Here is a 20598-nt window from a genome sequence, read left to right as displayed (position 1 = left end):
GTGCATGGATCCGGAGGTACAGGCGTTGGCAAGAGGTTGCCGCATGTTTCGAATTTCGCCCCCAAACCCTTGACTTTTGTGGTAGAATGGTACGGTAAGTTGCGTACATTCGCAAAGAACTTAGAATTCAGGGAGGCGCACTCATTCGTGGCTAAAGACAAAAATACATTTTATATCACTACTCCAATCTATTATCCGAGCGGAAAGCTCCACATCGGAAATGCGTATTCTACTATCGCATGCGATGTAATGGCGCGCTATAAAAAACTGATGGGATTCGATGTGTTCTACCTGACCGGTTCAGATGAGCACGGACAAAAAATCGAGAACAAAGCTGCAGAATTGGGCATCACACCGAAAGAATATGTGGACGGCATGGCCCAGGATATGCAGGATCTATGGAAACGTCTGGACATTTCCAACAACAAGTTCATCCGCACCACTGATGATGATCATGTCCAAGCTGTTCAGCAGATTTTTGAACAATTATTGGAACAAGGCGACATCTATCTTGGCGAATACGAAGGCTGGTATTCTGTTTCCGACGAAGAGTTCTTCACGGAAACCCAATTGGCTGAAGTGTACCGCGATGCCGACGGAAACATCATCGGCGGAGTTGCGCCAAGCGGCCATGAAGTCGAATTGGTGAAAGAGGAGTCCTACTTCTTCCGCATGAGCAAATACGCGGATCGTCTTTTGGCGTATTACGATGCGCACCCTGATTTTATCCAACCGGAATCGCGCAAAAACGAGATGGTCAACAATTTCATCAAACCAGGACTTGAGGATTTGGCTGTATCACGGACGACCTTTACTTGGGGGATTCCTGTTAAAAGCAATCCGAAACACGTGGTCTATGTTTGGATCGATGCATTGGCGAACTACATCACTGCCTTAGGTTATGGTTCGGCTGATGACTCGCTTTACCAAAAATATTGGCCGGCTGATGTGCACATGGTCGGAAAAGAAATCGTCCGCTTCCACACCATCTATTGGCCGATCATGCTGATGGCACTGGATCTGCCGCTTCCGAAAAAAATCTTTGGACACGGGTGGCTTTTGATGAAGGAAGGCAAAATGTCCAAATCAAAAGGCAACGTTGTGTATCCGGATATGTTGGTGGAGCGCTTCGGGTTGGATGCTTTGCGCTACTACCTGATGCGCGAAGTGACCTTCGGCAGCGACGGCATCTTCACACCTGAGGATTACGTGAACCGCATCAATTATGATTTGGCCAATGATCTGGGCAACTTGCTGAACAGAACGATCGCCATGATCAACAAATATTTCGGGGGTAACATCCCTGCGGCACTAGCAGCGGAAACGGCTTTCGATGCGGAACTCAAAGCGATGGCAGCGGAAGTGACCGAGAATTACCAGAAGGAAATGGACAACATGCAGTTCAGTTCGGCCTTGTCCGAAACATGGCGCCTCATTTCCCGCGCGAACAAATACATCGATGAGACCGCTCCATGGGTCTTGGCGAAGGACGAGTCCAAGCAAGCGGAGTTGGGAAGCGTTATGGCGCATTTGGCTGAAACCTTGCGCGTCGTCGGCATCCTGCTGTCTCCATTCATGACGCAAGCGCCGTTCAGAATGTATGAACAACTTGGATTGGACTTCGAAAAACAAGGCGCTTGGGAAAACGTAGCTTTCGGAACGTTCCCGGCGGATGTGAAGGTAGTTGAAAAAGGCACGCCAATCTTCCCGCGTCTCGTTACAGAAGAGGAAGTCGCCTACATCAAGGAACAAATGGGCGGCGGAACTATCCCCGCAGAAGAGGAAACAGTTGCTGCAGAGTGGGATCCAACGACTACCGTGCTGACTTCTGAAAAAGAAAAGCAGATCAAATATGAGGACTTCGATAAAGTCGAGTTGAAGGTTGCTGAAGTCATCGATTGCCAGAAAGTCGAAGGCGCGGACAAGTTGCTGAAATTCCGTCTGGATGCGGGGGATGAAGGGCATCGCCAAATCCTGTCGGGCATTGCACAATGGTATCCGGATCCTGCGTATTTCATCGGCAAGAAAGTCATCATCGTCGCTAACCTGAAAGCGCGCAAAATGAAGGGTGAAATCAGCCAAGGGATGATCCTTTCTGCTGAAAAGGATGGCGTACTGCAAGTGATACTCGCACCTGAATCGGCAGCAAATGGTTCAACAGTGGCATAAAGGTTTTTGTGATTCAAGGAGCCTGGGACAGTTGTCCCGGACTCCTTTGTCCATTTTAGATGCAGAAGAATCAGGGCAGGCTTAGCCTTCCCGCAGGAACCGGAAAGGAATCTATGGATAAATTATTATTTGATACACATACGCATCTGAACGTGGATGCTTTTGCGGATGATGCTGCAGCGGCCATCACAAGGGCTCACGAAGCCGGTGTCGGCAGATTTGCGGTAGTTGGCTTCGATGCGGACACAATAAAAAAATCGCTTGAATTGAGCGCAAAATATCCCGAAATCTACAGCATCATCGGCTGGCACCCTACAGAAGCAGCGACTTACACTGCGGCAGTGGAAGACAGCCTGATGGCGTTGCTTGAAGAAAAGAAGGTTGTTGCCATGGGGGAAATGGGTCTGGACTATCACTGGGACACAGCGCCGCATGACGTCCAGTCGAAAATATTCAGAAGACAAATCACGATCGCCAAAGAATTGGAACTGCCGATCAGCATCCACATGCGTGATGCCATCGAAGATACGTACCGCATTCTGAAGGAAGAGGATGTGCGCGACATCGGAGGCATCATGCACAGCTTTAGCGGCGATGTGGACTATATGAAAAAGTTTTTGGGTTTGGGCATGCACATTTCAATCAGTGGCGTCGTCACTTTCAAAAAAGCGACGGAATTGCATGAAGTGGCCAAAGTTGTTCCGATTGAGAAGCTTCTGGTCGAAACCGATGCGCCGTATCTGGCACCAGTCCCTTTCCGTGGAAAGCGGAACGAGCCGGCTTATGTACGCTATGTAGCCGAAAAGATTGCTGAATTACGCGAGCAAACCTTCGGAGAAATCGCGTTGCAGACAACCAAAAACGCGAATAAATTATTTGGGTTGGAAGACAAATGAAAATAGAAGAAATTATAGTGGTTGAGGGGAAAGACGACACCAAACGGATCAAAGAAGCGGTTGAAGCTGATACGATCGAAACGAACGGTTCGGCAATCAATGAAGCAACGTTGCAGCTGATTGCCCATGCGCAAGCGACACGTGGCGTCATCGTCTTCACCGATCCGGATTATCCGGGCGGCAAAATCCGGGCAACAATCGTGGAACGGATACCCGGCGTCAAGCATGCATTCCTGCGCAAGGATGATGCGCAATCTCCGAAAGGGGGAAGTCTAGGAATCGAACATGCTTCCCCGGGGAACATAAGGGCAGCGCTGAAGAATGTTTATACGCAAAGACAGGTTGAAACGAGCGATATCGACAGGAAATTCCTGGATGAATGGCACTTGATCGGACACGCCGATTCAGGGCGCTATCGTGAATTGCTGGGGGATGTGCTCGGAATCGGCCATACAAACGGAAAACAGTTATTGAAACGCCTGCGCATGTTTCAACTGGAAAGAGTAGATGTTGATGCAGCGATGACAGCCATTTTAAAAGAACTGGATGAAAAGGATAGCCTGACCGCTCAGCGGCAGGAGGAGGAAAACAGATGAGTGCATTAGAACACCAGAAGGATATAGCGACACCAAGCAGAACGAACGCCATCTTAAAGAAATACCATCTGACCATGAAGAAAAGCCTAGGGCAAAACTTTTTGGTGGAACCGAATATATTGACGAAGATGGTGGCTGCAGCCGGCATCGACAAAAACACCAATGCGATCGAGATCGGTCCCGGTATCGGAGCCTTGACGGAGCGCCTTGCCAGAGAAGCCAAAAAAGTAGTGGCGTTTGAAGTGGACAGACGACTGGCGCCTATTTTGAAGACGGAACTTGCGGAATACGATAATATCGAAATCATTTTTCAGGATATTCTGCAGGCGAATGTTCCGCAGGTCATCGAGGAGCATTTTGAACCGGCTGAACGATTGGTGGTAGCGGCGAATCTGCCTTACTACATCACGACGCCGATTATCATGAATTTCATCGAGACGGATTTGCCGATCGATACGTTTGTGATGATGATGCAAAAGGAAGTCGCACAACGCATGACCGCCAAGCCCGGAACGAAAGCATTCGGTTCATTGACGATTGCGATCGACTACTATACGGAAGCCGAGATTGCCTTCATCGTTCCGAAAACCGTTTTTGTGCCGCAACCGAATGTCGATTCGGCAATCCTGAAGCTGCAACGCAGAGCGGAACCCAAAGTGAAGGTTACGGATGAGAAGTTCTTCTTTGATTTGGTCCGCGCCGGTTTCAACCAACGCAGAAAAACGCTCTGGAACAATCTGCAGTCGCGCTACGGCAAAACGGAAGAGGTCAAGGCTGCTTTGACAGCCGGACTTGAAGAAGCGGGCATCGAACCCTCAAAACGGGCAGAAGCCCTGAGCATCGAACAATTTGCGGATCTTGCCAACGCCTTGGTCAAGTATTTGGATGTTAAATAAGCGACCAAGTGCTTGCTTGATATTAGAGTTTCCGGAGACCCCGTCGAGAAGACAGCCCCACCTCGCAGCCCCCCTTTCAAATTAAAGGTGAAGGGGAGGTTGTGCTGATTTTCTGTCGGAAGTTTACTAAAAACTGTGAAAAAAGTTGATAAGATTTCTTTAAAGATTTATTCGTTTCATAGTTGCGTGCATACGTCCTCTGTGATATACTTGTTATTTTAATTTATCTGTGTTATACTGTAAATCAGTGAGGTGAAACAGAATGCCGGATAATTTGAGTCAGATTAAAGAACAACTGGAATGTCACTTAGGGCAAAAAGTTATGCTGACTGCGCAAGCAGGACGCAAACGCAAGACGGAACGAAAAGGTATTTTACGAGAAACGTATCATGCTGTATTTGTAGTCGATCTAGACCAAAACGAAAATGCATTTGAACGTGTATCATACAGTTATGCAGATGTTTTAACCGAAGCTGTAGAGATTTTATTTTATGATGAAGAAAAATGCCAGTACGCTTAAATTAGTTAAGAACTTATTCCAAATAAATCAAACAGACATCGAATTGTCTGTTTTTTTTTATCTAAAAATCACAAGCTATGGGCGGAATTGTGCGGGAAAAACGGTTCCGGGCAATTAATCATGCGATATTGCGCATTCAGAAACTAATTCTTGTTTGTTGGCATATATTTCTTTTAAAAAGAGCACGCTTAAGCTAGTATTGTATTATAAGAACAGTGGAGAGGAGCGTGGAGCGATGGAATGGATTGAACGTGCGCCGGCAAAAATAAATTTGGCGTTAGATGTACTGTATAAGCGGGATGACTATTATCATGAACTCGAAATGGTGATGGCTTCAGTCGACCTTGCGGACCATCTTACTTTTACTCCTCTCAAAGAAGATGAAATCAGGATCTACACAAATAAGGTGTTTCTGCCGGTGGATACGCGTAATCATGTGTATCAGGCGGTAAAGCTGCTCAAAGACCGTTGCGGGATAAAGAAGGGAATCAAGATTGAAATCGACAAAAAAATCCCTGTTGCAGCCGGATTGGGCGGTGGCAGCACAGATGCTGCCGCGGCTCTGCGCGCGCTGAATAAAATCTGGGATCTGCAGCTTTCTGTTGAAGAGCTCATTGCTATCGGCAATCAAGTAGGCTCGGATGTTCCCTACAGCATCGTGGGCGGTACCGCTTTTGTATCCGGCCGGGGTGAAATCGTCCGGAAATTGCGGCCGATGCCATCCTGTTGGGTGATTTTGGCGAAGCCGCGCCTAAGTGTCTCGACGAAGACGATTTTCCGTCTGTTGACTGTCGAGGAATTGCAGCACAAATCAACTTCCAGAGTCGTAGCGCAAGCCATAGAAGAAGGCGATTATGAACGGATGTGCCAGAATGTAGGAAATGCTTTGGAACAAGTGACCTTCAATAAACATCCGGAACTGCGCAAATTGAAGGACCGGATGGAGAAGTACGGCCTGGACGGTGTGACGATGAGCGGCAGTGGCCCGACCATCATCGGCTTCAGCAGGAATACATCGCGCATCAAACGTGCCTACAACAGTCTGCGCGGATTCTGCGAAGAAGTATACATGGTCCGACTGCTCAATGAAGAATAATCAGAAATGCAGTGTAAGACCGCTCTGCCTCAACCGCGGAACTCCTTAGGATGTTCGCGGTTTTTGCTTGTGAAACGGAAGCGAAATGGTTGACGCGTTGCGTGCAGGTGTGATAAAGTGTCTATCGGACCTTAAACAGGAATCATTACGTTTTGGAGGAATAATAAATGATGCTTAATAGATTAAAAGTGACAGGTATTTTATCTGCGGCAGCGTTTTTTTTAGTTGGATGCGGAGCAAGTGAAAGCAGCGAAACAGGCATTTCTGAGGACGGTATTAAGGTAGTCACAACCTTTTATCCGATGTATGATTTTGCGAAAAATGTAGTAGGAGACAATGGCGAAGTTTCCGTTCTGCTGGATGCTGGTCAAGAATCGCATGGTTATGAGCCGACACCGCAGGATATTGCGGCTATTGCTGAGGCCGATGTGTTCATCTATAACAGTGATGAAATGGAAACGTGGGTGCCCAGCGTCTTGGAATCGATTGGATCGAGCGATGTGATCGTTGTGGAAGCTGCAGAGAATATCGCGTTATTTGAAATGGTAGAGGATGCGGCTGCCGAAGAAGAACACGATGAAGAAGAGGGACATGAAGAAGGCGAAGATGCACACAATGTCGATCCGCATGTCTGGTTGGATCCAGTGTACGCACAAGAGGAAGTCGATGCCATTTTATCCGGAGTACTTGAGGCTGATGAAGCCAACAAAGAGAGTTACGAAGCAAATGCTGCTGTTTTTAACGAAAAATTGGCGAAACTGGATGCATCTTATCAGACTGCTTTTGAAATTGCCGAAAACCGCACATTCGTCGTCCAGCATGCAGCTTTCGGCTACATTGCCCGTCGCTACGAACTGACTGAGGTGGCGGTGTCGGATGTGTCATCCGATGCGGAACCGAATCCCGCCAAACTGGCTGAACTACAGCGGTTTATGATCGATAATCAAATCACTACCGTTTATTACTCGGACAGTGCCTCCTCAAAAACAGCACAAACCTTGGCTGAAGCAACAGGTGCCGCTCTGGAAGTGTTGAGTCCGCTTGAAGGGATAACCGATGAAGACCAAGAAGCGGGTAAAGATTACTTGAGTGTAATGGAGGAAAATTTGGAAGCTTTGAAAAAAGTGATCCAGTAACAGAAGAGAGGAATTCGAATGGATTACATCGATGTACAGCATCTTTCGTTCTATTACGATGATGAACCTGTCCTGCAGGATATAACCTTCCAAGTGCACGAAGGGGAGTTCGTCATTCTTACAGGCGAAAACGGTGCTGCGAAATCTACTTTATTGAAGAGCATCCTGGGACTGCTGAACCCTCGGGAAGGCAGCGCGACAATTTCTAAAGTGAACTATCGCGGAGAAAAGCTGACGATTGGTTATGCCCCGCAGCAAATTTCGTCGTTCAATATCGGCTTTCCAAGCAGAGTCTTGGAGTTTGTGGAATCCGGCAGATACCAAAAAGGTAGATGGTTCAAAAAATTGGACGAAGAAGATCATACCCATGTAAAAAAAGCTTTGGAATCCGTGGGTATGTGGGAGATGCGCAACAAAAAAATCGGGGAGCTTTCCGGTGGGCAAAAACAACGCATTGCCTTGGCACGTATTTTCGCAACCGATCCGGATTTGTTTGTGCTCGATGAGCCGACAACTGGAATGGACAAAGAATCGCGTGAGCGTTTCTACCGTTTGCTGAAGCACAATTCGCAGGTACACAACAAAGCGATCATCATGGTTACGCATGAGCACGAAGATATCAAAGAATTTGTGGATACTCATATCCAACTGGTCAGAAAGGAGGATTCGCCTTGGAGATGTTTCTCTATGGATTTATGCAAAGAGCCTTCCAAGCATCAACATTAATCGCAATCATGGCGCCCGTTTTGGGCTTGCTGCTGATTTTACGACGGCAGTCCCTGATGGCGGACACATTATCCCATGTATCCTTAGCGGGAGTCGCTTTAGGAATGCTTCTGAACATCAATCCGACGCTCACCACTTTAGGCATCGTTATTTTGGCGGCAATCGGAATCGAATATTTGCGCGTCATCTTCAAAGGGTATTCGGAAATATCGGTTGCAATTCTGATGGCTACGGGGATGGCAGTCGCTTTGGTGTTGATGAGCTTCGTGTCAGGGAAACAGAACGCAAGTGTCGAACAGTTCCTGTTCGGATCGATCATCACGATAAATGATGACCAGATTCTTATCTTGTTGGCTTTGGCAATCATAGTCGTTTTATTGTATCTGATTTTCCGCAAGCCATTGTACGTATTGACGTTTGATGAAGACACGGCCCATACAGCGGGCTTGCCGGTCCGCATGATGTCTCTGTCGGTGTCTGTAATAACAGGGGTTGCCATCAGCGTGGTGATGCCGATTACCGGATCATTGTTGGTTTCCTCGATCATGATTCTGCCTGCAGCCATCTCGATGAGGTTAGTGCATACCTTCAACGGGGTCATCCTGCTTGGGATAGGCATCGGTTTGACGGGAATGTACGGGGGATTGTTCGCATCCTATCAGTACGGGACGCCTCCGGGAGCCACAATCACCCTGGTTTTCGTGGCCATGTTCATTTTGACCAGTATCTACAAGGTCCTAGTCGAAAAGAAGTAGAATCTTAACAATAAGATATATGGACAAGAGCAGAACATTGCTCTTGTTTTTTTTGCTAAAATTCGATTAAAAACGAACGATAAACAATTAAAAGCTTTTATTTTTCAGCAATTAACTATATAATAGAGGAAAGAACGCAATATGAGGAGAGATTTGGAGTGAAAATAAAGCGCAGTGAACGGTTAGTTGATATGACCCGTTACTTACTAGAAAGACCGCATCGGTTGATTTCATTGACCTATTTCGCTAAACGATATGAATCAGCGAAATCTTCCATCAGTGAAGATCTATCCATCATCAAAAAAACATTTGAAGACCGTGGAACGGGGATTGTTGAAACGCTGCCGGGTGCAGCAGGAGGCGTCAAGTATATTCCGACAATCAACAAAGAAAATGCCCGCGAAATTATAGAAGAAATGTGCGAAATCATGAACAGTAAAGATCGTCTGTTACCGGGAGGATACGTTTATCTTTCTGATATGTTGGGCAATCCGGAAATTCTCCAGAAAATCGGACGTGTCATCGCGGCTCAATATGTTGACAAAAAAGTGGATGCTGTCATGACTGTCGCCACCAAAGGGGTTCCGATTGCGCAAGCAGTCGCTACGTATCTAAATGTACCGTTCGTCATTGTTCGTCGTGATTCGAAAATTACAGAAGGCTCAACTGTGAGCATCAATTATGTCTCAGGTTCATCAGATCGAGTAGAAAAAATGGAACTGTCCAAACGCAGTCTGCCCCGCGGTTCCAAAGTTCTGATCGTCGATGATTTCCTCAAAGGTGGAGGCACCATCAATGGTATGCGCAGCATGATTTCTGAATTTGAGTCGGAAACAGTCGGCGTAACCGTATTCGCAGAAGCGGGCTACAATTCCAAACGTGAAGTATTCGATTATACATCGCTTATCCGCGTAAACAATATTGATTTGAAAGACCATTCCATCAGTGTGGGCTTGGGCAATTATTTCGATCCAAGCACCGATTGAAAATAACTATGAAAAAAAGAGCTGGCTCCTTGAACGCATCAAGGGTCGGCTCTTTGTTGCGGATTGGCAAAACAGCGCTATTCACCGAGTTAAATTTCGGAAGAAATCACACATGATCTTTCCGGAAAGAAGTCTCCGGAATTTTTTTGTAGGCTAATTTTTCCAGAATGCTCCCGTAATCAGGATAGGTTTTGATTAATGCATCATAAGTCAATAATTCAAAATCATTATAATCGAATCCTGGGGAAACCATACAGCTCACAAGAGCATAGTCTCCGGACGAGCCTTCTACGCTGCTTCCGAAGATGACCCCTTTCGGAACTGTGAATTGGAAGAGTTCACCTTTTTCTGGATGGCGCCCCATACTGACCGCTTCATAACGGCCATCGGGATGCAACAGGTGGATCGTCAAGGCGCTGCCCTCATGGAAATACCAGACCTCATCGGCCTTCAAACGGTGAAAATGGGATGGGTTATCTGCAGTCAGCAAAAAAAGTATATTACTGTATAGGTAGCGTTCTCTCCGGTCGTCGGTGACGATCAGTTCAGGAGAATGGCCGGTTTCGCGAAAATAGCCACCTTCCGCGTGCGGTTGAAGCAACAACTCGTGTATCCAGAATGATGCAGTCGGTCTTGTCATTGGAACCAATCCTTTCAATGTATCTTTCTGTTCATCATTATAAACAAAAAACCGGTCAATAAAAAATAATGTATACGCATTCTTCGTATTTCCATTAGAAAATGAAAAGAAGTCTGTATTTATATACGGCATCATATTGAAAAAAGCAAGATTTTACGCTAAGATAATTTAGTTGAAGGAATAAAATGAAAAGATAGGAGTTGCTTATGGCTAATCGTTTTGCAATCATACTTGCTGCTGGTCAAGGAACGCGCATGAAAAGTAAGCTTTACAAAGTACTGCATGCAGTTTGCGGAAAACCAATGGTAGAGCACGTCGTGGATCAAGTAGAGGCTGCTGGCATTGAAAAGGTAGTGACAATTGTAGGGCACGGTGCGGATACTGTTAAAGGATGCTTGGGGGATCGTTCGGAATATGTATTGCAGGCGCAACAATTGGGAACAGGGCACGCTGTCCTGCAAGCGCAAGCTGTGCTGGAGAACGAAGAAGGCACTACGTTGGTCATCTGCGGAGATACACCGCTCCTGACGGCTGAAACTTTGGAATCCTTGTTGCAATACCATGAAGAGAAAAAAGCAAAAGCAACTATCCTGACTGCGCATGCTGCTGATCCGAACGGCTATGGCCGCATCATCAGAAATGCGTCAGATAATGTAGAAAAAATTGTGGAACAAAAAGATGCTTCTCCGGAAGAAGTGCTCGTGCAAGAAATCAATACCGGCACATATGCGTTCGATAACAAGTTTTTGTTTGCCGCGCTGCAATCAGTAGGCAACAACAATGCGCAAGGCGAGTATTACTTGCCGGATGTCATCGAAATCCTGAAGAACCAAGGTGAAATCGTGACAGCTTACCAGATGAGCGACATGGGCGAAGCTTTGGGAGTGAACGATCGTGTGGCGTTGGCTGAAGCCTCCGTCTACATGAAGAGACGCATCAATGAAAAACACATGCGCAACGGCGTTACCTTGATCGATCCGGATAATACCTACATCGAGTCGGATGTGGTCATCGGAAGCGACACAGTTATTGAACCGAATGTATTCCTGAAAGGGAAAACGATCATCGGGGAAGATTGCTTCATCGGATCGGGCTCAGAACTGAGCAACACAACAATCGGTGACCGCGTACAAGTCAGAAGTTCAAACTTGGAAGACTCCGTGATGGAATCGGACAGCAACATCGGTCCATTCAGCCACTTGCGACCGAACAGCCACATTGGAAAACGCGTCCACATCGGAAATTTTGTGGAAGTGAAGAATGCGATTTTGAACGAAGACACAAAAGTTGGACATTTGACTTATGTGGGAGATGCTGATCTCGGTAAAAACATCAACGTCGGTTGCGGCACTGTCTTCGTGAACTATGACGGAAAAAACAAACACCGTTCCAGCATCGGTGACAATACATTCATCGGCTGCAACGTGAATATTGTGGCGCCAGTCACTGTTGAAGCCAATACATTCCTTGCTGCAGGCTCGACCATCACGAAAGATGTGCCTGAAGGCGCGATGGGCATTGCCCGCAGCCGCCAGGAGAACAAGCCAGGCTACTGGGAAAAATTGCCGCCAGCCAAAAAATAAAACAAAACCTTATGTATGTATGGTAGAATAATTTTGAAATTATAATATCAACATGTGTTAAATTTGGTAAAAACAAAAGATCAACGGAGGATTATCATGACAGAACATTACAAAGATCCAAAACTTAAGATTTTTTCCTTAAGTTCAAATCGCCCTTTGGCTGAGAAAATTGCGGCTGATGTTGGTGTCGAGTTAGGAACCCTTTCTTCATCTCAATTCAGCGACGGTGAAATTAAGATCAACATCGATGAAAGTATCCGCGGTTGCCACGTTTACGTCATCCAATCGACAAGTTCTCCGGTAAACGACCACCTGATGGAACTTTTGATCATGATCGATGCTTTGAAGCGCGCGAGTGCCAAAACGATCAATATCGTGTTGCCTTATTATGGTTATGCACGCCAAGATCGCAAAGCGCAATCACGTGAGCCGATCACAGCGAAATTAGTGGCGAACATGATCACCAATGCTGGCGCTGACAGATTGTTGACCCTAGATATGCATGCTCCTCAAATCCAAGGTTTCTTCGATATTCCTGTCGATCATTTGTTGGGAGCTCCGCTATTGGCAAGCTACTTCTTGGACCATGAAGTTTTGCATGATGATGTAGTCGTTGTTTCGCCTGATCATGGTGGCGTGACCAGAGCCCGCAAACTGGCTGAATTCATCAAAGCTCCGATCGCCATCATCGACAAGAGAAGGCCGAAAGCGAACGTTGCTGAAGTCATGAATATCATCGGTAATGTCGAAGGCAAAAAATGTATCCTGATTGACGACATGATCGATACTGCAGGTACAATCACATTGGCAGCCCAAGCACTGCAGGATGCAGGCGCGTTGGATGTCTATGCTTGCTGCACACATGCTGTATTGTCAGGTCCAGCCATGGACCGCATCAACAACTCCGTAATCAAAGAATTGATTGTTACTGATTCGATCAATATCCCTGCTGAAAAAGTCAGCGATAAGATCGTAATGGTTTCTGTGTCACAATTAATCGCTGAAGCAATCAAACGTATCCACGAAAACCGCTCAGTAAGCCCATTGTTCCAAGAAAAATTTGTAATCATCGACTAAGAATGCGATTGTTGAAAAAAGTCCTCCCTTGGGAGGGCTTTTTTGTTTGAAGGTGCGGTTGTCCGTTGGTTAGGAGTTATGTGGAGAGAGCAGGCGTAGGCAGGTGTAGATAGTGGTGCTGGAAAAGATGAATAACTAAAAAGAATCCATGTTTTCGAGCCCAAACCAGGGCGAAAAGATGAATAACTAAAAAGAATCCATGTTTCCGATCCCCTTAACAGCCCCCAACCCCAAAAATCAAACCCCACATCACCGAAAACCACAAAAAACAAATAAACACCCGCATTCTCCTATAGGAGGGCGGGTGTTTTGGATTGGAAACGATTATTTTGCGTCCGCTTCGAGGCTGGCGAATCCTTCTTCCAACACTTTTTTCAGTGTTGTAGCGGATAGATCCATTTTTTCCTGTTCTGCATCAGATAAAGGAATTTCGATGATATTGCGGATACCGGAACGGTTGATGACTGCCGGAACGCCGATGAAGACATCTTTGTGGTTGTATTCTCCATCCAAATAGACGGATAAAGGCATAATCGCGTTTTCGTCATTCAGGATTGCTTTTGTGATACGGGCTAAGGCTACAGCGATTCCGTAGAAAGTCGCTCCTTTTTTCTCGATGATTTCATACGCAGCGTCGCGTACTTTGAAGAAGACGTCGACTAAAGCTTTTTCATCGACAGCAGAAGTTTGTTTCACCCATTCGTAAATTTGCAGGCCGCCAACGTTAGCGTGGGACCACACGGGGAATTCGGTGTCGCCGTGTTCCCCTAAGATATAGGCGTGAACATTACGGGTATCTACGCCTACAAGTGCAGCGATGCTTTGGCGGAATCGAGCGCTGTCCAGGGAAGTGCCTGAACCGATGACACGGTTAGCGGGAAGTCCTGAAAATTTCCAAGTTGCATAAGTAAGGATATCCACTGGATTGGATGCGACCAAGAAAATGCCGTCGAATCCACTAGCCATGATCTCTCCGATGATTGATTTGAATATGCGCAAGTTTTTGCTTACTAGATCGAGACGGGTTTCGCCAGGTTTTTGGGCAGCTCCTGCAGTCAATACTACGATATCAGCGTCGTGACAATCTGCGTACGATGCTGCGTAAATTTTCTTCGGTGAAGTATAAGCTAAAGCGTGGGAAAGATCGATCGCATCTCCCTCTGTTTTTGCTTTGTTGATATCGATGATACCCAACTCATGACCGATGTTTTGAGTAACCAATGCAAACGCATAGCTTGATCCAACAGCGCCGTCACCGACTAAAATAATTTTTTGTCCCGTATTTCCACTCAATTCTGCCATTATAATGCTCCTCTCGCTATTTGCTGGTTCTATTATAACACTAAACAAAGGTGATTACTCTTTGGGCCTATCCCGATCGGCAAAGATTTTCAGAACCAACGATGATTGCGCGACAGTGATAGAAAGTGAACAACCTGTGAAATGATATATAAATATATTATAAAATAAAACACTTCTATTTACAATGGGGGTTTGCGAGTTTGTTCACAACATTCATAATATTTTTTGCCCATGCCAATCCGATTTCTTACGAATATGCGAGGAGTATGGTATACTAAGTGCATGTAAACTGTGCGGAGGAAATTCGTGCGGCCTTTTTTGGCGTAAAGGGAAGAAGGTACTTGTTCCCAGACGGAGTGAACAACAACTGGAAAAATAGGGGAATATAAATGAAAATGATCGTTGGATTGGGGAACCCAGGTCCTAAGTATACCGATACGAAGCATAATGTCGGCTTTATTACTTTAGACGAGTGGGCCTTTCAGAATAAAGAGAAATACAATAAAAATAAATTTGAAGCGTTATACATAGAGACCACCGTAGACGGTGAAAAAGTTTTATTCGTCAAGCCGCTGACATTCATGAATGATTCGGGAAGAGCGGTGAGACCATTGATGGACTACTACAACATTGCAATCGAAGATCTGGTTGTCGTATACGATGATATGGATATGCCTGTAGGGAAAATAAGGCTTCGACAAAAAGGTGGAGCTGGCGGGCATAATGGCATCAAAAGCTTGATCCAGCACCTAGGTACTCAGGATTTCAACCGAATCCGCATCGGGGTCGGAAGACCTCAACACAATATGACGGTCGTTCAGCACGTTTTGAGTCCTTTTCCGAAAGATGAACACGCCGAAATGTTGCACTCCGTAAAAGAAAGTGTGGATGCAATCGACCACTTCATCAAAGGGAACAATTTTTTGGAAACAATGAATCAATTCAATAAAAGAGGTTAGGTTCAGCTTTAGCTGGACCTCTTTTGTGTCTGCTGTACAATCTGCAATAATGAATCGAGATGAAAGCGATAACCTTTTCTTCTGCAGAACATATGATTAATGAGGAGAATATCAATGAAAGATATAGAAAAATATTTAAAGGAAACAGTAAATATACAGACGTTATTGTCTGAAATCAATTCAGAACTACCACTGTTGGTAGCAGGGCTTTCCGGATCAGGCCGCAATCTGCTGACGAATATCCTGTTCGAAGAATTGCAGAAGACGATTGTTGTCTTGACCCCGAATTTGCTCCAAGCGACCCAAGTGTACGAAGACATTAGTCAAATGGCGCCGGAGGTTCCTTTGTATATCTTCCCGGTTGAGGAATCGGTTGCGGCGGAACTGGCGTTTTCATCACCCGAATACCGCAGTCAACGGGTTGAAACGTTGGGTTTTCTGAATAGCGGCAAAAAAGGGATCGTTGTGATCCCAGCTGCCGGATTCAAAAAAATCCTCTCTCCAGCTTCAATCTGGGAAACGCATTGTCTAGATTTTTCCGTTGGCATGGAGTTGGATATGGACAGCTTGCCTGAGAAATTGGTTGCAATGGGATATTCACGAGAACGGATGGTTGCCAGCCCAGGTGAGTTCAGCATTCGCGGAGGCATCATCGACATCTATGCCCTGAACGAAGAGAACCCCTTGCGAATGGAACTGTTCGATACCGAAATCGACACATTGCGTTATTTCGATGCCTACACCCAAAAATCCGTCGACTCTATCGAAACTGTCCGAATTTTGCCGGCGCAGGACACAATTTTCACGAAAGCGGAGATAGTCAAGCAGGCCAGTGCGGTAGAGAAAAAGGCTGAGAAGGCCATCAAAGGTATCAAGAATCAAGAAATCAAAGAAAGTATGACTCGTGTATTCTCCGAACTGACGGATAATATGAAACGTGGCGAACTGTCTAAGGATCCGCAGCTCTACACAAGCTTAGTCTATCCGGAACAGCCTACGATTTTGGACTATATCTCCGAAGATGCGCTGCTGATCGTGGACGATTACAGCCGCATACTTGAGGTTGAAAGGACAATAGAAAGCGAATCATCGGAATGGAAAATGTCCAAAGTGTCGGAAGGCGTATGCTTGCCTTCACAGGATTTCAGCGCGGATATCCGCGAGGTGATCAAAAAATCCAAACAGCATCGCATCTATTACGCACTGTTCCATAGGGGCTTCGGAAATATGCGCTTCCACGGAGTCTATCCTTTCCAATACCGAACGCTGAACAACTTCTTCAGTCAGATGCCGCAAGTCAAGCTGGAAATGGAACGTTGGCTTAAGCAGCATATGACGGTTTTTGTCATGGTCCCGTCTTTCGAACGCGCTGAAAAGGTGCAGCGGATATTCGCGGATTTCGGCGTCCATAGCTACATCAAAGGCAACGATCCGTTTATCGAGAATAAGGTGAATATCCTGGTCGGCGGAATGGCGAACGGATTCGAATTGCCGCAGGAAAAAGTGGTATTCGTCACTGAAAAGGAACTTTTCAATAAAGTCACTAAGAAACAGCCGCATCGCCAAAAAATGACGAATGCCGAGAGACTGAAGAGTTACACGGAACTGAATCCCGGTGATTATGTCGTTCACGTAAATCACGGGATAGGACTCTACACGGGCATGGAAACGATTGAAGTTGGAGGTGTCCACCAAGACTACATGTCGATCGCATACCAGGAGGGAGCCAAATTATTCATTCCTGTGACGCAAATCCATTTGATCCAAAAATATGTCTCCTCCGATGCCAAAACGCCCAAAATGCACAAATTGGGTGGGACGGAATGGGCGAAAACGAAAAAGAAAGTTGCTTCGAAAATCGAAGATATCGCTGATGAATTGATCGAACTGTACGCCAATCGCGAATCAGAAAAAGGGTACGCCTATCAACCGGATACGCCGGAGCAACTCGAATTCGAGAACGCCTTCCCTTACACCGAAACGGATGACCAACTGCGTAGTACTGCTGAAATCAAGGCGGACATGGAGAGCATCAAGCCGATGGATCGCTTGCTTGTCGGTGATGTAGGTTACGGAAAAACGGAAGTTGCGATGCGGGCCATCTTTAAGGCAGTGCAGGAAGGAAAACAAGCTGCTTTCCTTGTCCCTACGACCATTTTGGCGCAACAGCACTATGAATCGTTGACCCAACGATTTGAAGAGTACCCATTTGAAATCGGTTTATTGAGCCGCTTCCGCACGAAGAAACAGCAAGATGAAACACTTGCCGGCATCCGGAAAGGAACAGTTGATATCGTTATCGGCACGCACCGGATCTTATCGAAGGACGTTGTTTTCGCTGATTTGGGATTATTGGTGGTCGACGAAGAACAACGATTTGGTGTGAAACATAAAGAGCGCTTGAAACAACTGAAAGCTTCTGTGGATGTATTGACGTTGACGGCAACACCGATTCCGCGTACTCTGCATATGTCGATGCTAGGGGTCAGAGATCTCTCCGTCATCGAAACGCCGCCGGCAAACCGCTATCCGGTTCAGACATATGTGATGGAACAGAATAACGGAGCCGTCCGGGATGCGATCGAAAGAGAGTTGGCCCGCGGAGGTCAGGCTTTCTACCTCTACAATCGGGTGGAAACCATCGAGAAGAAAGCCCAGGAGATCCGCGAACTCGTCCCCGATGTCCGTGTCGCAGTGGCGCATGGCCAGATGACGGAAGTCCAACTCGAAAATGTCATCATGGATTTCATCGAAGGCCGCTACGATGTGCTGGTCACCACAACCATTATAGAAACAGGTGTAGACATCCCGAATGTCAATACGCTCTTCATCGAAAATGCCGATCGGATGGGCTTGTCGCAACTGTATCAATTGCGCGGACGTGTCGGTAGGACAAATCGGATTGCCTATGCCTATCTGATGTATCAGCCGAACAAGATACTGACTGAAGTCAGTGAAAAAAGACTGCAGGCGATCAAAGAATTCACGGAACTGGGCGCGGGCTTCAAGATTGCTATGCGTGACTTGTCGATTCGTGGAGCTGGGAACCTATTGGGTGCGCAACAGCACGGCTTCATCGACTCGGTTGGATTCGACCTCTACTCGGAGATGCTGGGAGAAGCAGTTGCGGCCAAACGTGGATTGAAAGCGAAATCGAAGCGTTCGATCGTCGAAATTGATTTGAGTATAGATGCTTATATACCAGCCGATTATATAGAGGATGAACGGCAGAAAATCGACTTCTACAAACGGATCCAGCGTATCGAAAGTGTCGCCGATCATGATGAAATCGATGCAGATCTGATTGACCGCTTCGGTGATTATCCGCAAGAGGTTTCCGATTTGTTGGAGGTTGGTCTGATAAAAAATTACGCAGAAAAGAGTCAAATCGAAACAATCAAGCGCCAAGGCGAAACGGTCGTCATCACCTTTTCTCAAGAAGCGACTGTCCGCTTGCAGGGGCCTGCAGTGTTTGAAGCCCTCAGCAACATACCATTGAAGGCGCAGATTAATCTGAATAATGCCAAATTGGTTGTCAGTGTGGTTATTGGGAAATTACCGAACCGCCAATGGCTGAATCATTTGAATGCTTTCATCAAAGCTTGCGTAGCTGAAACGGATGGAACAGATGGAAAATAATCGCTTGAAGCAGATGATGAAAGGTGCGCTGTTGCTGTCTTTAGCCGCTTTCATCAGCAAAATACTCAGTGCGGTGTATCGTGTGCCGTTCCAGAATATGGTGGGAAACACAGGCTTTTATGTCTATCAGCAAGTTTATCCTATCTATGGTATCGGTATGACGTTCGCTCTATCGGGTTTTCCGGTATTTCTTTCGAAGATGATTGCGGAAACGCCGGATAGCGGGACCCGCAGGATGATATTGAAACGCAGCCTGGTCATACTTGGCGTCTTCGGATTCATCCTGTTCATGGGGATTTATGGCTTTTCAGGTCGACTGGCGCTACTGATGGGGGATCCGGAGCTGAAGCCGATTTTGCAATCGGTATCCTGGATGTTTTTGTGGATGCCGATATTGGCAACATTGCGGGGGTATTTCCAAGGCAATTACCGCATGGAGCCGACAGCTGTTTCGCAAGTAGCGGAGCAGCTCGTGCGTGTCGGTGCGATTCTTTTTGCGGCGTATCTGTACACACAAACAAAAGGGGATCTCTATGCGATGGGCGCAAATGCCATGAGCGGTGCGACTATCGGTGCGATCCTTGGCAGTCTTATCCTGTTGGTCGCCTATCACAAAGAAAGGCAGAATGATGATACGCTGGTGCTGGATGGGCGACTTCTGAAACAGGAATCGTCGGATGCCCAATGGGGACGTCTGTTCCGCCGTTACGCGACTGAAGGGGCGACGATTTGCCTGTTGAGCGCTATCTTGGTCCTGTTCCAGCTCATTGATTCGTTTACACTCTACAACGGCTTGTTGGACGGCGGTAAAGCCAGCGACTTGGCCAAAAATGTCAAGGGAATCTATGACCGTGGGCAGCCGCTTGTGCAGTTGGGCATGGTGGTGGGGACTGGTTTTTCGGCCAGCTTCATTCCGATGATGAGCCAAGCGCACGCACAAAATCGCCAAAACGAATTCACCCGATCAGCCGTGTCGTTGCTGCGGATGACAAGCGTTTTTTCAGCAGCTGCGGTAACGGGATTGTTGGCTATTTTGCCGAATGTCAACAACATGCTTTTTGGGGACCGGGAAGGAATTGCCGTTCTGTCCGTATACATTTTGGCCATTTTTGCGGCTTCGATCATGACAGCCTATCATTCCATCCTACAAAGTTTGGGTCAGTACAAGATTTCTTTGGTTGCACTGGCAGCGGGGCTTACGGTCAAATTCTTCGGCAATTTGCTGTTGGTGGAACCGCTGGGGACGATGGGAGCAAGCATTGCTTTGATAGCCGGTTTGGCTGCCATGGTGTTGGTGCTTTGGATGAACAGTGAACGCGCCTTGCGGGATGTCTGGTTCACGGATCACTTTGTCCGCAAACTGCTGGCTGGATGCGTTGTCCTTTTTGTTACGGTATGGGCGTTGCGGGTCGGTCTGGAAAGGCATCTCTTCACTGATGGAGACCGGCTGACGGATTCCGTGATAGCCGCGGTGACAGTTTGTGCTGGTGTGGGCGTATTCTTATGGTATATTTTAAAGGTGAGGCTCTTAACTTTGCGGGAGTGGGTAAGTATTCCGTTCGGGAAAAAACTGCTGCGCAAATTGCCGGATAAAACGAGCGATTTAAAATAGGAAAGCTTTC

The 20598-nt window shown here is 46.6% G+C and carries 17 protein-coding genes; 15 read left to right on the top strand and 2 right to left on the bottom strand.

Annotation, left to right across the window (positions count from 1 at the left end; translation table 11 throughout):
• Positions 1 to 147: 147 nt before the first annotated feature.
• The 10 genes from metG to purR all read left to right on the top strand — a co-directional run bounded on the left by metG (position 148) and on the right by purR (position 9776).
• Positions 148 to 2169, top strand: a complete 2022-nt coding sequence (gene metG / locus BMZ71_RS01675) for a methionine--tRNA ligase (RefSeq protein WP_086987870.1) — start codon at positions 148 to 150, stop codon at positions 2167 to 2169.
• A gap of 113 nt (positions 2170 to 2282) precedes the next feature.
• Positions 2283 to 3065 carry a TatD family hydrolase gene (locus tag BMZ71_RS01670; RefSeq protein WP_086987871.1) on the top strand — a complete coding sequence of 261 codons (783 nt, stop codon included), beginning with the start codon at positions 2283 to 2285 and terminating at the stop codon, positions 3063 to 3065.
• On the top strand, positions 3062 to 3661 hold the full coding sequence (rnmV, locus tag BMZ71_RS01665) for a ribonuclease M5 (protein ID WP_086987872.1): 600 nt from the start codon (positions 3062 to 3064) through the stop codon (positions 3659 to 3661). Before BMZ71_RS01670 ends, rnmV begins: the two co-directional genes overlap by 4 nt.
• Entirely contained in the window at positions 3658 to 4557 is a 900-nt protein-coding gene (gene rsmA, locus BMZ71_RS01660; RefSeq protein WP_086987873.1) for a 16S rRNA (adenine(1518)-N(6)/adenine(1519)-N(6))-dimethyltransferase RsmA, read from the top strand. Before rnmV ends, rsmA begins: the two co-directional genes overlap by 4 nt.
• Before the next feature lie 262 nt (positions 4558 to 4819).
• Positions 4820 to 5077 carry a Veg family protein gene (locus BMZ71_RS01655; RefSeq protein WP_068559042.1) on the top strand — a complete coding sequence of 86 codons (258 nt, stop codon included), beginning with the start codon at positions 4820 to 4822 and terminating at the stop codon, positions 5075 to 5077.
• A 235-nt stretch (positions 5078 to 5312) separates the two neighbouring features.
• Positions 5313 to 6173, top strand: a complete 861-nt coding sequence (gene ispE, locus BMZ71_RS01650; protein WP_068559040.1) for a 4-(cytidine 5'-diphospho)-2-C-methyl-D-erythritol kinase — start codon at positions 5313 to 5315, stop codon at positions 6171 to 6173.
• A 167-nt stretch (positions 6174 to 6340) separates the two neighbouring features.
• On the top strand, positions 6341 to 7309 hold the full coding sequence (locus BMZ71_RS01645; RefSeq protein WP_218142754.1) for a metal ABC transporter solute-binding protein, Zn/Mn family: 969 nt from the start codon (positions 6341 to 6343) through the stop codon (positions 7307 to 7309).
• Positions 7310 to 7327: 18 nt separating this feature from the next.
• Complete coding sequence (locus BMZ71_RS01640; RefSeq protein ID WP_086987874.1) at positions 7328 to 8035, top strand: metal ABC transporter ATP-binding protein; 708 nt, start codon at positions 7328 to 7330, stop codon at positions 8033 to 8035.
• Positions 7981 to 8790, top strand: coding sequence for a metal ABC transporter permease (locus BMZ71_RS01635; RefSeq protein WP_086987875.1), 810 nt, complete (start codon positions 7981 to 7983; stop codon positions 8788 to 8790). The genes BMZ71_RS01640 and BMZ71_RS01635 overlap by 55 nt, the downstream gene beginning before the upstream one ends.
• A 158-nt stretch (positions 8791 to 8948) precedes the next feature.
• Entirely contained in the window at positions 8949 to 9776 is an 828-nt protein-coding gene (purR, locus tag BMZ71_RS01630; RefSeq protein WP_086987876.1) for a pur operon repressor, read from the top strand.
• 106 nt (positions 9777 to 9882) lie between these two features.
• On the opposite strand, the gene BMZ71_RS01625 is transcribed toward purR, so the two are convergent.
• Positions 9883 to 10416, bottom strand: a complete 534-nt coding sequence (locus BMZ71_RS01625; RefSeq protein WP_086987877.1) for a cupin domain-containing protein — start codon at positions 10414 to 10416, stop codon at positions 9883 to 9885.
• A 206-nt stretch (positions 10417 to 10622) separates the two neighbouring features.
• On the opposite strand from BMZ71_RS01625, the gene glmU reads away from it, so the two are divergent.
• Both glmU and BMZ71_RS01615 read left to right on the top strand, forming a co-directional pair.
• Positions 10623 to 11999, top strand: coding sequence for a bifunctional UDP-N-acetylglucosamine diphosphorylase/glucosamine-1-phosphate N-acetyltransferase GlmU (gene glmU / locus BMZ71_RS01620; protein ID WP_086987878.1), 1377 nt, complete (start codon positions 10623 to 10625; stop codon positions 11997 to 11999).
• A gap of 96 nt (positions 12000 to 12095) precedes the next feature.
• Positions 12096 to 13076 carry a ribose-phosphate diphosphokinase gene (locus tag BMZ71_RS01615; RefSeq protein WP_068559030.1) on the top strand — a complete coding sequence of 327 codons (981 nt, stop codon included), beginning with the start codon at positions 12096 to 12098 and terminating at the stop codon, positions 13074 to 13076.
• A 324-nt stretch (positions 13077 to 13400) separates the two neighbouring features.
• Here BMZ71_RS01615 and BMZ71_RS01610 read toward each other — a convergent pair whose 3' ends face one another.
• On the bottom strand, positions 13401 to 14378 hold the full coding sequence (locus BMZ71_RS01610; RefSeq protein WP_068559028.1) for an L-lactate dehydrogenase: 978 nt from the start codon (positions 14376 to 14378) through the stop codon (positions 13401 to 13403).
• 389 nt (positions 14379 to 14767) lie between these two features.
• On the opposite strand from BMZ71_RS01610, the gene pth reads away from it, so the two are divergent.
• From pth to BMZ71_RS01595, 3 genes are all read left to right on the top strand, one after another.
• Positions 14768 to 15337: an aminoacyl-tRNA hydrolase gene (pth, locus tag BMZ71_RS01605; RefSeq protein WP_068559026.1), complete on the top strand. Its 570-nt coding sequence runs from the start codon at positions 14768 to 14770 to the stop codon at positions 15335 to 15337.
• A 114-nt stretch (positions 15338 to 15451) separates the two neighbouring features.
• Positions 15452 to 18976, top strand: a complete 3525-nt coding sequence (gene mfd / locus BMZ71_RS01600) for a transcription-repair coupling factor (RefSeq protein WP_086987879.1) — start codon at positions 15452 to 15454, stop codon at positions 18974 to 18976.
• Positions 18966 to 20588: a putative polysaccharide biosynthesis protein gene (locus BMZ71_RS01595; RefSeq protein WP_086987880.1), complete on the top strand. Its 1623-nt coding sequence runs from the start codon at positions 18966 to 18968 to the stop codon at positions 20586 to 20588. The genes mfd and BMZ71_RS01595 overlap by 11 nt, the downstream gene beginning before the upstream one ends.
• Positions 20589 to 20598: the final 10 nt, after the last annotated feature.

The sequence above is a fragment of the Trichococcus flocculiformis genome (genome assembly GCF_900113645.1).
Lineage (GTDB): Bacteria > Bacillota > Bacilli > Lactobacillales > Aerococcaceae > Trichococcus > Trichococcus flocculiformis.
This window is presented reverse-complemented; position numbering and strand designations above follow the sequence as displayed.

Bases quoted from the DNA above. Each gene is read 5' to 3' on its own strand.
- BMZ71_RS01670 (WP_086987871.1), top strand. From the start codon at position 2,283: ATGGATAAATTATTATTTGATACACATACGCATCTGAACGTGGATGCT.
- rnmV (WP_086987872.1), top strand. From the start codon at position 3,062: ATGAAAATAGAAGAAATTATAGTGGTTGAGGGGAAAGACGACACCAAA.
- rsmA (WP_086987873.1), top strand. From the start codon at position 3,658: ATGAGTGCATTAGAACACCAGAAGGATATAGCGACACCAAGCAGAACG.
- BMZ71_RS01655 (WP_068559042.1), top strand. From the start codon at position 4,820: ATGCCGGATAATTTGAGTCAGATTAAAGAACAACTGGAATGTCACTTA.
- ispE (WP_068559040.1), top strand. From the start codon at position 5,313: ATGGAATGGATTGAACGTGCGCCGGCAAAAATAAATTTGGCGTTAGAT.
- BMZ71_RS01645 (WP_218142754.1), top strand. From the start codon at position 6,341: ATGATGCTTAATAGATTAAAAGTGACAGGTATTTTATCTGCGGCAGCG.
- BMZ71_RS01640 (WP_086987874.1), top strand. From the start codon at position 7,328: ATGGATTACATCGATGTACAGCATCTTTCGTTCTATTACGATGATGAA.
- BMZ71_RS01625 (WP_086987877.1), bottom strand. From the start codon at position 10,416: ATGACAAGACCGACTGCATCATTCTGGATACACGAGTTGTTGCTTCAA.
- glmU (WP_086987878.1), top strand. From the start codon at position 10,623: ATGGCTAATCGTTTTGCAATCATACTTGCTGCTGGTCAAGGAACGCGC.
- BMZ71_RS01615 (WP_068559030.1), top strand. From the start codon at position 12,096: ATGACAGAACATTACAAAGATCCAAAACTTAAGATTTTTTCCTTAAGT.
- BMZ71_RS01610 (WP_068559028.1), bottom strand. From the start codon at position 14,378: ATGGCAGAATTGAGTGGAAATACGGGACAAAAAATTATTTTAGTCGGT.
- pth (WP_068559026.1), top strand. From the start codon at position 14,768: ATGAAAATGATCGTTGGATTGGGGAACCCAGGTCCTAAGTATACCGAT.
- mfd (WP_086987879.1), top strand. From the start codon at position 15,452: ATGAAAGATATAGAAAAATATTTAAAGGAAACAGTAAATATACAGACG.
- BMZ71_RS01595 (WP_086987880.1), top strand. From the start codon at position 18,966: ATGGAAAATAATCGCTTGAAGCAGATGATGAAAGGTGCGCTGTTGCTG.